Below are 12,906 nucleotides of genomic sequence, written 5' to 3'. Positions count from 1 at the left end.
GCCGCCCCTCCGTCCTCAAGGGTCACTGCCGTGATCGCTGCGCGACGGCCTACGGCCGCCCTTGACCCCGGAGCCTCGGCGACCCCGGTCAACAGCAGCAGGAGCCAACCAGGAAAGATTGACGCACCCGACTTGACGATTTCATCCGTCGAGCAGATCACGCGCCGGATTTCCACGTCGTAGTCCAGGAAGGGGATGAACTCTTCCCAAGCGTTTTCCCAGAGCCGCACGATCGCCCCGTATTTCCTGCCCCAGCGCTCCGTAAGCTCCTCAAACGCTGCCCGGGCCGCCGTGGCGTTCACGGCTGTGTAGATCGGCTTCACATCCCGTTTGAGCGCGTCCCAGTCCTGCTTCGAGGCCAGACGGAAGGTGTTGCGGATCAAATGGATAATGCATGTCTGGACGGTCGTCAGCGGCCACACATTCGCCACGACCTCGGGCAGGCCCTTGAGCCCGTCGCAAACCAGGAAAAAGCTGTCCTTCACGCCGCGGTTCTTGATGTCCGTGAGCACGCTCATCCAGAACTTCGCGCCCTCCCCGCCAGTGCCGGCCCACAGGCCCAGGATGTCCTTCTCCCCGGCCAGAGTGACACCAATAGCGGCGTAGACAGGGCGGTTGGCGACCTGCCCGTCCCGGACCTTGACGACAATGGCGTCGATGAAGATCGCCGCGTAGACCTCATCCAACGGCCGGTTCTGCCAGGCGGCCATCTCTTCAAGCACCCGGTCGGTGATCCGCGAGACCGTCTCCTTGGACACAGAGGCACCGTAGATCTCGGCGAAATGGGCGCTGATCTCCCCGGTCGTCAGGCCTTTGGCGTAGAGCGAGAGGACCATCTCATCGACCCCGGTCAGCCGCCGCTGGCGCTTGGCGACGATCTTCGGTTCGAACGTACCCTCCCGGTCCCGCGGAACATCGATCTGCACCGGGCCGGTCGTCTCCGTCAGCACGGTCTTTGACCGGGTGCCGTTGCGCGAGTTGGCGGTGTCCTTGGCCGCCGTGTCGCGCCGTTCATAACCGAGATGCTCGGTCAATTCCTCGTCCAGGGCAGTCTCGATGACCGTCTTGGTCAGCTGCTTCAGCAGCCCATCCGGGCCGGTCAGCGCCAGGCCCTGTTCCTTGGCCATCCTCACCAGCTCACGGGCGGCATCGACCTCAGCAGTGTCTGTCAGTTTTTCAACGGTCTTGGTACTCGGCACAGCCTCAAGTGTTGCGGCCATATCGGGCTCCTCCCCGCCAGGCCAAACGCCCGGCGTGTCGAGCCGGATACACCGTTATTTACACAGTCCCGCGGATGGCCCTGTCCAATGAAAAGGAGCGGAATGCCCGGCTCGCCGCGGTCAACCGTGACCTGGACAAGCGGCTCAAAGCCTACGCGACCGCCCTCCTGGACGTGCTCGAGGAAAGAGACTCGCTCAGAGACAGCCTCTCCCGTCGAGAAAGGGTCATTCCCATCCCCATGCCCAGGTAGTGCTCGAGGCCACACAGCGGTAGTCCTGCCGAGGAAGTCTTGGCTCTGACGGCGTCATGTCGAGACCATCGCCGGGAGTCTCTGAGTGACGCTCATTTGGAACGTGTTCCCACGGGTGACACGACAGACCCGGCCTGTCCATCGGACACCGATAACGCGACGTAATCAACGGAACCAAGTTCACCGGCAGATGTGATTCGCCGTCAGCCTGGACCTATGCCAGCCACAGGTGCTTTCCATACCGACCGGCAGGCAGGCACCGGAGGTGACCGGGGCACTCGAAGCTGGAAGATGCCATGTCCACGGTCGTTGAAACGTCCTTTGCCCCGCCACTGCGCATGCGATTGTCTTTCCACGTGTGCGGCGTTGCGTCGGCTGGATTTATGCTCGGCGGTTTTGGCCAAGTATGCATCGTGATTGCAATTGACGATCGAAACGGGAACATAACGATCGGATCAACCGAAACGGTAGGTTTGGGGATGCAGACTCCAGCTGTCGGAGCCGATCTATCTGCGCAATACAGCACAGCCCGAACAGTTGACCAGTTGGGTGGCGCTTTCGGATACGGTGCGATCACCGCAAGGGACGTCGTTGACGCGGGGGTCGGGATCTTCGGCGGCAAATGTAGTGATGCTCCAGGCGGCGTGGTACTCGGACTCGACGTGAATTTCGGTGTCGGTGATTCACCCCTAGCTGAAATTCATGCGGGGGAGAGCAATACTAAGACACAGACATGGCTAAATTTCAATCCACTTAAGGTATCCGGATGACTTATGTATTCGAGGGCGGCCTGGAAAGACCCGGGAAAATGAATAGGGTCCTGGGCCCGTGGGTTCTGCTGATCCTGGATGATTCACATATTGAATTCCAGATGAGATTTCGTTGGCTCGCGCGCTTTGCTGGGCCGTGGCGGGTCGAGCGTTCCGCCGTCCGTGAGGTGTACCTGGGCCGTTCGAACGTCTTGACGCCCGCGAAGGTGAACTTCCTCGCAGAGGAGAACATGCCCTGGACGTTTATTCCCCGATCGCCCCAGGCCGTTCTTGAAGCCGCGGAAGAGCTCGGCTACCCGGTTCGATATGACGACCAGATCCGGTGACGGCGCACCTTCACCTGGACGTAGCTCCCAGGATGACGAGCTCAAGCCGCCTCGGTCCTCTCCTCTACCAGGGTGAGTTCATCTTGACAGCGTTGGCTCCAATCCCAACTGCCGGAGTATCGCTGCACCCGGGATGGTTGGTTAGGTGTTTTCCCGACGAAGGGAGAATCTGATCGGGCCCGGCAGACGGTTCCCTTTTGCTGCATTGGGAAGAGCACAAGCTACGCAGGGGACCCGCGACCAGAATCTGCCCACGCGGAGCCACGTTTTTTATTTTGGAGCGAATAGTGCACTTCTGAGTAGTCGCCCCTACCAGTAGAGCTGCTGGGCCGGTATTCCGCCTGGCAGGAGGGAGCAAGTCAACGCAACAACAGATTCCAGGGTACAGAACGTCTGCGCGGCCGTCGTCGGCCCGATGGCCCGGCCGGAGACGGTGGTCGTCGGCCTGCCGATGCGTGGGCGGCTGCGGATTGTCGGCCGCTCCACTCCGCTGTCGGCCCGGGCAGGCCGGGACCTGGGCCGGTATCTGCACCCGCCGCGGGGGAAGCATCCGTGGCCGGAGGAAATCAGCGACAGGGTGCTGGACAGGTTCACCAAGGAAAGCGGCACGGTGCGCCTGACTCTCGTGGAGCCGCTGGTCGTGGAGGTTTCGGCCGACGTCGCCTGGTCCGGCAGGGCCTTCCGCCATCCTGTGCGCCTGGTGAGAGTCCGTCCGGAGCTGGACCCTGCGAGCATTGAAGTCCCCGCAAATCTGCCGGGTTCCTGACTCACTGATCCGCCGATGACAAAGCCAGCGTACCGTGGCCGAGTCGGTGACGACCTGCTTCTAGCCGTGGCCAGTTGGGGTTCTGGATTTCTGCCTGAACACGAATGAACCAACCGCTCCTATAGTGGCTAGAATTGCGAAGCTCATGAGAAGGGCAGTCGCCATCGTCCCCCCGGAAACCACCACGCCGGCCCAGCACAGCCCGGCAATGTAAACGAAAAGGACAACGAGGCGGTTCGCCAGGGTTCGTTGATTCGCCCAAAGAGGTCCAACCCTGCTTTTGGGCGGGCTGGATTTGTGCCGGGCCGGGCTTGGGGACACGTTTCGGCTCCTTTTCCATCCACGCCAGGCCGCATAGAGTCCGGCGGCTGCAAGCAGGGGGATGACGAAGACCGCCAATCTTCCGCTCCGGAGCATCAGCTCAAAGATGCCGATACAGGACAGTATTGCCGTGAAGATGCCAATGACAAGGAGGTCCTTTTTCGCAACCATGCCTCCGTGCAGGCGCCAGTTTGAAGTTCTCTGGATCGGCATATCCGCTCCCATGGTTACTCAGGGAATGCGTGGTGCATCACTTCCTCACATCACAGCACGAATCCTTTGATCTGGCGATACCGCCGGCAAGGATGATATTTCTTCCTCGAATCCCTTCTACTTCGTGGCCGTATTCGGGGAATATCTACGGTTCGGAATAACGGACTCCGCCAGGTGTGCGCCCGGAGCTGGATCCTGCAGCTGTGCAGTTCCCCGGCCATCTGCCCGGCCTAGAAGGCGAATGAGCCGGCGCGGGCGCGCCGGCTCATTCTGTTTTCCCTCGGAAAAAGGAAATCCATGGGTTCAGCTGGGGATGAATCTGTTTGTCATGCCGATGCCTGCCGCAACGCTCCGGGAACGACGGTGTTCCTGGTGGCGCGGCTCCCGGCATGGTTGAGGTGTGTGGCGTTGATGGCGGTCCGCCGCGGGTGAGTGGCTGCCGTGGTTACCCCGGGCGCGGCGGACCGCCCCGGCATTTTCAGGTTCCCTGCCGTGTTCGTGGTGAGTGGGCGGGGCTTTGCCGGGCGGGGGTTCCGCCCGGCAAAGAAGGTTAGGCCGCGTCGGGTTCGTCGGCGCCGGTGTTTTCCCCGGTGGGAGTGTCGGGGTCGGTGAGGATGATCTTCTCCACGTCGCTGGGTTCGTACCCCCAGGCCATGAGTTCGGTGAGGTAGTAGCGGGTATCGCTGTGGCGGTTCCGCCAGCTGGTGCGGTCGATGTTCCCTTCGTAGGCAGTGATCATGGTGGCGAGGGTGACCGTTTCGGGTTTGGTGGAGGGCTTGTCCACGTAGGCCTTGAACTCGCCGTGCCCATCGCCGGTGCCCAGCAGTTCCGCTGTCAGGGAGGTCTTGTTCAAGGCCTTGCCCAGGATGTAGTTGGAGTGGGCGATGGTGTGGGCGATGAACCTGTGGGCGTTCTTGGGCAGTGCCTTGCGGGAGAGCAGGGCTTTGACGAAGTCCCGACGTACCACCTGGGCCGAGTCCATGGCCTTGTTGTTCTCGATGACCTCCCGGCGCGCGGCCTTCTCTTCCTCGGTCATGCCTCCGGAGGGGGCCTTCCCTTCCTTGCGCAAACCACGGGCGTTCCAGTCGGCCACCGCGAACCTCCTGTACAGGCCGCTGTAGCCGGTGCCGAGATAAACGGCGTCCGCGTCCTCATCCGTGAGCGGCACGCCTTCGGGGGTGGTCAGTTTGGAGATTATGGCGGCCGCTCCCTTGTAGTCGTAGTAACCCGGGTCTTCCTCCAGCACGCTCAGGCCCTTGGCTTGGGCCTCGGCTGTCGCCTCGGCGATCAGGGCGGCGTTACGGCGCTCGTCGCGGAGGCGCTGGGCTTGGTGGGCAAAGCCGCCGGGGTTCTCCAGGGCGAGCCGTTCCAACGTGGCCACGGCTTCCGGGGCGTCCGCGAATTCCTCGATCACGGCTGACTGTTCCAGCGTCAGCCCTAGTTCGAGTGCCTGGGCTGCGGTCGGGTTGGACCTCACTTTCAATGCGGTGTCCACGACGGCCTTCTTGGCTCCCATTTTGCGGGCGATGACGCTGGCGCTGACTCCGAGCAGTGACATCTGGTGGAACGCTTCGGCGCGGTCAGCGTCCGTGAGTGCGCTCCGGTGGTCGTTCTCGACGACCTGTGTTGCCAGCCGGTCCGCTTCTTCGGGGTTGTCCACGATGTGCACGGGGATCCGGTTCCGTCCTGCTTCGAGCGCTCCGAGCGTGCGGCGCTGTCCCATCAGCACGTGCACGTTTCCGTCCTCGGTCCGGTGGGCGACTACGGGGACGAGCACGCCGTGTTCTTTGATGCTGGCCACGAATTCCTTTGTCAGGCCTGCCTCTTTGCGGACGTTGGTGTCCACGGTGAGGGTCGCGGGGTCCAGCATTTCCAGCATGGGTGTGGTGTTCATGGTTGTGTGTCCTTTTCCGAGGATGTGGCGGGTGGGGCGGCTTAGGTGACCGGCCAGCTTCCCCTCTCCCCCCGTTGTTTTTTGGTTGCTGGCAAGCTTGCTTGCTCGGCGGCCGACGGAGCCCTGTCTACCCGCAGGGCAAGGGACGGGAAATTCCCTCAAGGAAATCAGCGACGAAGGAGCGCCGCAGGGAAATTCGCGCACCGCAGGCCCCGACGCAGGAGGGGCTAGACGGGGTGGAGCGGACGCCTAGAATCCGGAGGACAGCAACCAGAAAACGTCGCAGACAACAGGGGCAGGGTGTCCGGAGCTCTGCGACGGCGCGCCCTGGACCCAACAGCCGGCCGCGAAGCGGAGGCCCCAATAATGGTTGAAGCGCAGCGCAAACCAGGTGCCTGATAATGGGCAATGAGCGTCACGACTTTTTGCCAAGGTCAGGTCAGAGGGGGCACACGTCGATGGGGTTCCGAAGCTTTTTCCGGAAACGCCGGACCAGAGCCTGCCCGCGGCCGGGGGAATCGGGCCGGAGCCCGGAGAATCGACGCCGGAGCAGCGGGCAGAGCTGGAGCAGGCCTGGGCCGAACTTTCCCAGGCGGCCGAAGGGGCCGGTGTGACCAGCTTCCATGCCTGCACACGGAACGGAACTTCCTGGGAAGAAGATCCGGCCGCCGTGCGTGCTCTGGCGGCCGTGCTCAGGGACTACCGCGCATCCGGTGCACCACCGGAGTCGGGAATGGCGGATTCGGTGTCGCGTTGAAGGATGGGTCTACCGGGCCCGCTGGACGATCGCCCGGCGGGCTCACGATGTCTACTGAATCGGATGCGTTTTCTCTCCTGCAATCGAGGATGCCCACTCGAGCATTCGGCGCTCGTATCCGGACGCTGGAAAAGAGCCGTCGACTGAGACGTCCTCGATCGTGACAGAGGGTGCCGAGGTGCGCGAAGGAGGCGACTCGAACACGAGCGGAGGTCTACCTCCGCGTCGGTTCGAACGCACACGATCGGATTCGAGTTGATTCACCGCGTCTACGCCGCCGGCCAGGAACGTTGTGATCATCTGCCACAGCCCGCCCGACGCGCCGGTAGGCACTTGTGATGGATGCTGAAGAAGGAAGCAGGCGACATTCAGCCCATGGAACCGGCCCCACGGCTGCAAGCGTTGGTGATCCAGAGCCAGGAGGGCGTGGAAGAGGTCACCGCAATTGCCAAGGCGTCCGCTGGCACCGCACTCAATACATGATGCCGTTTCGTCGCCCATGGTCTTAAAGGATAGGGGTTGACGCCACGGCGCCCGCAAGCCGGTCGGTCACCGTGCGGCGGAAATCCTCCGGCACGGCCCGACCGGCCCTACATTATGGGAACACAAAACCGGCCCGCCACCGGCACCCCTCCCTGGACGATCCTCCATGGAGATGGGCGGGAGGCCGTCGCGCTTGATGCGTTGCCGGGCAACGATTCCCTAGGATTCGAGGGATGACCGGGGTGACGAATTACCGTGTTCCTACCACTTGGATGCCTCCGTCCGGGAAGGCGGAGACGCCCGGAGCGAACGGAAGATAGACCTGCCCGGACGCGCTGTCGACAGCCACTGAGTGTGCGTTGGCGCCGGCCGGCAGCGTATAGCTCAGAGCGTGGGTGGCGCCGTCCACAACTCCCAGGGAGGACACCTGTCCGGTCGTTGAGGCGACTCCGCCGGGAACCCAGTGACGTCCTGCCAGGAAGTACTTGTTCGACGCGGCGTCATAGTCCACTTGATCGGCCCCGGCGAAGGGAACCGTGGCAATGGTTGCCAGGGAGGTCCTGTCGAGAACGAGGGAGGTCAGGGATTTCCCGGCAGGCGGGTCGCAGGCGATCAGCATTTCATTGTTCGGCCCCAGGACCATGCCGGTCGGATTGCAGTCTCCGAGCGGGGCTGACTTGCTGACGGCTGGAGCGCCGGCCACGACCGAGCTGGCGGGAATGACGTCGATTTGACCGTGCGGGTTCGTGGGCGTGCCGTCGTTGTTGATGTTGAAGGTCTTGGCCTTGGCGTCGTACTTGCAGTCTTCAAGGCCGGTTGAATCCTTGAAGTCGAGGTGTCCGACGATGGTTTGTGTTTTCGTGGAGATGAAGGTTACGAAGGGCGGCGAGTCTCCCGGACTGGCGAACATGATGAGGTTGTCATCGGGGTCGTAGCAGCCTTCATCGGCACGGAAGCCGTTCGCGCTGACGGGAATGTTTTTCGTTACTTTCTGCGTGGCAGTATCAATCACCTTCACTGAATTGACGTCTCCGACGTATATCGTGCCCGCACCCGGGACCGCGACGATTCCGTCAGGGCCCGAGGTGTCGGGGGTCTTGCCGGCCCCGGCGAAGCCGCCGGTTATCTGTGCCTCCAGCTTGTTGGTCTTGGTGTCAACCACATCGACGGACTTGTTGTTGCGGTCCGTAACGTAGTACTTGCCTGCTTCGACGGCGCCGATGTCGAAGCTGAAGGGCGGGGTTTTCGAATTAGGCACGGCAATGGTTGCAACGGTACGGGGCGTCGAGCTCCCCTTGTCCGCGACCGCACCGGCGGCAGTATTTGCGCTGCCGCATCCGGTCAGTGCGATTGAGCCTGCGAGGAGTAATGCGGATAGAATTCTGATCTTCAAACGATGCTCCTTGTTCATGGATCTGCAAAAACGGTTCTTTGGCCTGCACATTTCTTGCGGAGGCTGAATGGTCCTTCTTTATGGATCACTGCAGGGTGAAGCGGAAATCCGTCCGAAATGCCCACCCGGACGGTCTGACCCGCGCTGGAAGACCGGCTCTCCTGGACCAGGACTTCCGTTTCCGTAGGGTCGAAATTGTGGTGTGTGTCGTCAGGGCGTTTTCGTCAAGTTCCGGCCTGTTCAGCGCGGTGCAACTGGGTTGCGCCGGTGCAGTTGGTCAACGCGGGAGCTTCGCACGTGAAAGGCTCGGTGCCGACGATGAACCTCCCTGCGTCGATGCCTGCTGCTCCTTTTGAGGCAGAGCGCATTCGCGATGTTCAAGTCTTCGACCGGCTGGATGACCGACATCTTACTGAATTGATGGCCCGGGCAGATGGCGACAATGCCATATCAGACTCCTTTGTCATTGCTCTACCGGGAATGTAGAGGGCCGCAGCAAACCCGGTGCGGCCCTCTACATCATTGTCCCAGCAGTGATGCCCATCACGGTTTTGGTTATATTGTTCACCGGCCCACTATGGCGGCCGGTGTGGGGATCCTGCTAACCGTGGAGGCATCTCCAGATCGGTGGCCCACTCGCCGATCCTTCAGCGGGCGCCGACGCTCCGCGGGCACCGTATGATCGCCTCATCAGTCCTGGACTGGAGGTCGCTGTGGCGGAAGAGGACGGGGGAGGGCACATCGTTGACCTGAACCCGCGTGCCGGAGCGCGTCGCCGGGAGCTCGTGCGCCGCACCGAATTCGGCCTCGTCATCGCACTTCTGGCCCAGTTCCTCTTGGGCATGGCTGTCAACCTCTTCGTCAAAGTCCCCGGCTCGCATCCCGGCGCGAAACCGCCTGAATACTTCGGCGGGGTCCTCCAGAGCGTGGGCTGGGCCGTCACGGATGGTGGGGGCCTGTGGCTCGCCCTGCACGCCGGGCTGGGCCTGCTCCTCGTCCTTGTCGCACTGGCTGCCTTCCTCCAGTCGATCGGCAGCCACGACCCTGCGGCCGTAACGACGACGGTAGTAGGATTCGTCTGCGTCCTTGGAGCCGGTTTCAATGGCGGCAGCTTCCTCAATTACGCCGAGGACTTCAGCTCCATGATCATGGCCTCGCTCTTCGCCGTAGCAATGGGCAGCTACGCCTTCGGCGTCTACCTGCTGGGTCCCCGCGGGCGGTAGCCGCTGGCCGTCGCCGGTGACCAGAGAACCGCCAATCCGCGGTGCGACGAAGAGACGTCCCGAACCCCAGGAAAACCTTCTGCGGGACCGTTACGGTTCCCGGTGCAGATCGCCAAAGCCAAGAGGGGAAGCTGCGCGGAAACAGGCCCTCCACGGTCAAACGCCGGCGCCTGCTCGCCGTGAACACCGCCGGCAGCCACAGCGTTGCACGGGTCCGTCTCAGGCAACCGCTATCTTGACAAGCGCGCGAATCTTGGCCTCCGTCGCAGCAAACCGCGCCGACACTATCAGTAGAGGATCCTTCCTCGGGACGCCACAACAGGATGCGCCTTTGGAGGACTTGGTGGGAGTACTTCCGCGCTCGGGTGTTCATCCCGGCGTTGAGTGATGTTTACCCGCTCGTGGTGCTCCTGCCTGTTACCGGCCCTAACTTCCAAAGAGACTGTGTTCCCCAACTGAAGGACAAATCCATGTCTCTGACACCGAACAAGCTGAAGCGCACTTCGATGGTCTTGATCGGCACCGCGGTCACCGCGGCGACCCTGGCCGCCGCGGCACTGCCGGCCTCAGCAGAGGAAAACCATGATGCGCCGGCCGGATACTCGGTGAAGACCTTTTCGGCAGTCGGCAACGAGTCAGGACCCGATGACATCACCCGTCTGGGTGATTCCGTATACGTTTCCTTCCAAAACGGGGTCGGAGCGTTAGGCGAGCCCTCCGCCACCGGTACTGCCGCCAGCACGATCCAGCAGTACAGTCTCGACGGGAAACCCGGCAAGTCCTGGCAAGTGACCGGCAAGGTCGACGGACTCACGGCCGACCCAGCCCGCCACCGGCTCCTCCTGACCGCTAACGAGGACGGCAACTCCAGTTTCTTCGCCCTCACCCCGGACGCCGCCAAACCGCTGACCGCCTACACCTACTCGGGTCTGACACACGGCGGGGGGACCGACGCCGTCACCGTCACGGACGGAAAAATCCTCGTCAGCGCCTCGCACCCCGCCGACACCACGGGGCCAGCGGCCTACTCCGTGGATCTGGACGGGACCACCGCGAAGCTGACACCCCTCTTCACCGACAACGCCTCAGCGACTCTGGCCAACGGAGCCCACGCCGGGACAAAGACGACGCTGGCGCTGGCGCTGACCGACCCGGACTCCAACACCGTCGTTCCCTCTGCCGCCCCGCGGTTCAAGGGCAACTTCATGCTTGACGCCCAAGGCGACCAGCAGCTGATCTTTGCAGCGAACCTGGGCACCGGCAGGCAGTCCCTGCAGGCGCTGACCGTCGCTCAGCCGCTCGACGACACCGTTTTCGCCGCCAAGGCCGGCCAGACGTTGTGGATCACCGACCCCGCGAACAACAAGATCCACGCGGTCACCGGTCCGTTCAAGGCCGGGCAGGCGATCTCCACGGTCGCACCCGATTCCGGCCCCACCTCCCTGGACACGCTGGACCTCAGGACCGGCAGCCTCACACCGATCAAGGAACTCACGAACATCCACCCCAAAGGCCTGATGTTCACCGGCCCAACACAGGATGAACAACGCGGACAAGACACCGACCAGCACGGAGACAACCAGAACGGCAACAACCAGTAAGCAGCACATTCCTTAATAGAATAACGGGAACCGCGCCACGTCGCCCTGGCCCGGGATGGGTTCGCGTTCGGGCGCCACCCCCAATTCGCGATACGCCAACTTGCGGAAGACGCGAGCCTGCTCATGAGAAAGCCAAAGCGACGACTCGGGCTTCGGTTCAGAAATCCAACCAGGCGGCGGGCGTCTTGCAAAGTCGTCTCACTGCCCGTCGTATCTCGCGGCGTATTTTAGGTGTTTCCGAGACAGGATGGTGCGGTGAGACAACTCGGGTACACCAGGATCATCACCGCCGGCCAGGACGCCCAACTTCAACTCGATGCGCTCCTCGCAGCCGGCGTGCAAAATCGGGATGTGTTCGCCGATGTCACCTTCGGCAGCAGGACGGCGATCGATCGTCCCGGGATGAAGAAGCTGCTTGAGTACGCCGAGGCCGGCGACACCGCGGTTGTCTGGCGGGTCGATCGCCTCGGCCGGTCCCTGATCGACGTCCTGAACACCAGCGTTACGGAGGCGCTGCGGTCCCCGGAGATCGTGTCTCATTGCTTTCCAAGGGGTTTAGGAACCGGGCAGATTCCAGGAATTCTCAGCACCGACACTCCGCGTACCGCCCTGTCGAACGGCACGCGGAGCCAGGGCCCGGTCATACGCCGCTGCAGAGGCTGGCGCATCACTGGAACCGCAGCCAAGCCCATGCACCCGACTTTCGGGTTTCCTGTTGCGATGGATTGCCGGGACCTGGCTGACGTTTGTTCCACGCGGCTGCGGGTTCTTCCTTGGTGGCTTCGTCGGGGGGCTTCCGTGAGGTAGCGGGCGCAGGCCGGGATGGTCAGGACGGTGGGGAATTCTCGGGCCTGTTGTCGCACCGGGATATATTTCGGTTCATCTTTAGGTTTCCGGACGGCTTTTTTCGTGGATGGTTCCGCAGGGGACGGACGGGTGTACCTCGAGGGTGTATCTGGCGGTGTCGTGCTGGGTGACGAGGATTCCGTGCCGGTGTTCCAGGGCGGCGGGTATCAGTTCGTTGACGGCCTCGGTGAGCTGGTCGTCCCTGCTGCGGGTCTGGCTGACGGTGATGTCGAGGCGGAGCGTCGCGGTTTCGTGCATGGGGGTTTCCTTGTCGGAGCGGGCTTGGCGGGCCGCGGGTCAGATCTGCCGGGAGGGTCTTGAGGCCTTGATGCGGAAGGCGAGGATGTCGTCCTGGTGGGTGAACATGGACCGTCCCTTTCCGGCGGGTTGGATCAGCCAGAGGGTGTTCCCGTCGTCGGTGACACCGTCGGCGAGTCCGCGGGCGATTTCCTGGCCGTCCTTGTTGAGCTTGATCTCGTCGCGGGTCCGGATCCTTGTCCAGTCGCGCACGTATTCGTCGATTGTCACGGTCCTCTTTTCTGCCGGCCGCACATGGTGCGGGTCTCGGGTTCTGTTTTGCGTGGCTGCGTTGAGAGGTGCGGCCGGCCTGCGTGGAGGACCACGCAGGCCGGCCGTGAGGCGTCATTTGCCCGGGGGTGTCGTGGCGCCTATGCCTTCTGTGTGGAGATTCGGTTAGCCGTCGTTGCCGGCGGGGGTGGTGGTGGCGGTGTAGCCCTCGAGCTTGAGCGCGGCCTGGGCGTACTTCTGGGTGAAGGTGTCGGGGATGTTGACCTTGGAGGTGTCAACGCCGATGGTCTTTTCCTCGTCGAAGATCGTCTTGG

15 protein-coding genes are annotated in these 12,906 nt (G+C 62.7%); 8 read left to right on the top strand and 7 right to left on the bottom strand.

Annotated features, from left to right (window positions below; all coding sequences use genetic code 11):
* The coding region (locus AB4074_RS23970) for an IS256 family transposase (RefSeq protein WP_441415625.1) at positions 1 to 1,220 on the bottom strand (1,220 nt) is incomplete at its 3' end.
* Positions 1,221 to 1,294: 74 nt separating this feature from the next.
* Here AB4074_RS23970 and AB4074_RS23965 point away from each other — a divergent pair.
* The 4 genes from AB4074_RS23965 (at position 1,295) to AB4074_RS23950 (ending at position 3,333) form a co-directional block, all read left to right on the top strand.
* Positions 1,295 to 1,471 carry a hypothetical protein gene (locus tag AB4074_RS23965; protein ID WP_441415624.1) on the top strand — a complete coding sequence of 59 codons (177 nt, stop codon included), beginning with the start codon at positions 1,295 to 1,297 and terminating at the stop codon, positions 1,469 to 1,471.
* Between the two features lie 296 nt (positions 1,472 to 1,767).
* Positions 1,768 to 2,241, top strand: coding sequence for a hypothetical protein (locus tag AB4074_RS23960; RefSeq protein WP_441415623.1), 474 nt, complete (start codon positions 1,768 to 1,770; stop codon positions 2,239 to 2,241).
* On the top strand, positions 2,238 to 2,567 hold the full coding sequence (locus AB4074_RS23955; RefSeq protein ID WP_441415622.1) for a hypothetical protein: 330 nt from the start codon (positions 2,238 to 2,240) through the stop codon (positions 2,565 to 2,567). The genes AB4074_RS23960 and AB4074_RS23955 overlap by 4 nt, the downstream gene beginning before the upstream one ends.
* Before the next feature lie 415 nt (positions 2,568 to 2,982).
* Positions 2,983 to 3,333, top strand: a complete 351-nt coding sequence (locus AB4074_RS23950) for a hypothetical protein (RefSeq protein ID WP_441415621.1) — start codon at positions 2,983 to 2,985, stop codon at positions 3,331 to 3,333.
* A gap of 60 nt (positions 3,334 to 3,393) precedes the next feature.
* On the opposite strand, the gene AB4074_RS23945 is transcribed toward AB4074_RS23950, so the two are convergent.
* The 4 genes from AB4074_RS23945 to AB4074_RS23930 all read right to left on the bottom strand — a co-directional run bounded on the left by AB4074_RS23945 (position 3,394) and on the right by AB4074_RS23930 (position 8,394).
* Positions 3,394 to 3,825, bottom strand: a complete 432-nt coding sequence (locus tag AB4074_RS23945; protein ID WP_441415620.1) for a hypothetical protein — start codon at positions 3,823 to 3,825, stop codon at positions 3,394 to 3,396.
* A 592-nt stretch (positions 3,826 to 4,417) separates the two neighbouring features.
* Positions 4,418 to 5,761 carry a ParB/RepB/Spo0J family partition protein gene (locus AB4074_RS23940; protein ID WP_441415619.1) on the bottom strand — a complete coding sequence of 448 codons (1,344 nt, stop codon included), beginning with the start codon at positions 5,759 to 5,761 and terminating at the stop codon, positions 4,418 to 4,420.
* 808 nt (positions 5,762 to 6,569) lie between these two features.
* Positions 6,570 to 7,019: a DUF5946 family protein gene (locus AB4074_RS23935; RefSeq protein WP_441415618.1), complete on the bottom strand. Its 450-nt coding sequence runs from the start codon at positions 7,017 to 7,019 to the stop codon at positions 6,570 to 6,572.
* Between the two features lie 232 nt (positions 7,020 to 7,251).
* Positions 7,252 to 8,394 (bottom strand): YncE family protein, encoded by a 1,143-nt coding sequence (locus tag AB4074_RS23930; RefSeq protein WP_441415617.1) that lies wholly within the window; start codon positions 8,392 to 8,394, stop codon positions 7,252 to 7,254.
* A gap of 267 nt (positions 8,395 to 8,661) precedes the next feature.
* On the opposite strand from AB4074_RS23930, the gene AB4074_RS23925 reads away from it, so the two are divergent.
* The 4 genes from AB4074_RS23925 to AB4074_RS23910 all read left to right on the top strand — a co-directional run bounded on the left by AB4074_RS23925 (position 8,662) and on the right by AB4074_RS23910 (position 12,025).
* Complete coding sequence (locus tag AB4074_RS23925; RefSeq protein WP_441415616.1) at positions 8,662 to 8,880, top strand: hypothetical protein; 219 nt, start codon at positions 8,662 to 8,664, stop codon at positions 8,878 to 8,880.
* A 227-nt stretch (positions 8,881 to 9,107) separates the two neighbouring features.
* The gene (locus tag AB4074_RS23920; protein ID WP_441415615.1) at positions 9,108 to 9,617 is read left to right on the top strand and encodes a hypothetical protein; all 510 of its coding nucleotides are present in this window, start codon (positions 9,108 to 9,110) and stop codon (positions 9,615 to 9,617) included.
* A gap of 470 nt (positions 9,618 to 10,087) precedes the next feature.
* Positions 10,088 to 11,218, top strand: coding sequence for a hypothetical protein (locus AB4074_RS23915; protein WP_441415614.1), 1,131 nt, complete (start codon positions 10,088 to 10,090; stop codon positions 11,216 to 11,218).
* Between the two features lie 255 nt (positions 11,219 to 11,473).
* Positions 11,474 to 12,025, top strand: a complete 552-nt coding sequence (locus AB4074_RS23910) for a recombinase family protein (RefSeq protein ID WP_441415613.1) — start codon at positions 11,474 to 11,476, stop codon at positions 12,023 to 12,025.
* A gap of 78 nt (positions 12,026 to 12,103) precedes the next feature.
* On the opposite strand, the gene AB4074_RS23905 is transcribed toward AB4074_RS23910, so the two are convergent.
* Positions 12,104 to 12,322, bottom strand: a complete 219-nt coding sequence (locus tag AB4074_RS23905) for a hypothetical protein (protein WP_441415612.1) — start codon at positions 12,320 to 12,322, stop codon at positions 12,104 to 12,106.
* A gap of 39 nt (positions 12,323 to 12,361) precedes the next feature.
* Positions 12,362 to 12,592, bottom strand: coding sequence for a hypothetical protein (locus tag AB4074_RS23900; protein ID WP_441415611.1), 231 nt, complete (start codon positions 12,590 to 12,592; stop codon positions 12,362 to 12,364).
* Positions 12,593 to 12,906: the final 314 nt, after the last annotated feature.

Origin of the sequence: Arthrobacter sp. 2MCAF14, assembly GCF_052115645.1 — a bacterium.
Lineage (GTDB): Bacteria > Actinomycetota > Actinomycetes > Actinomycetales > Micrococcaceae > Arthrobacter.
This window is presented reverse-complemented; position numbering and strand designations above follow the sequence as displayed.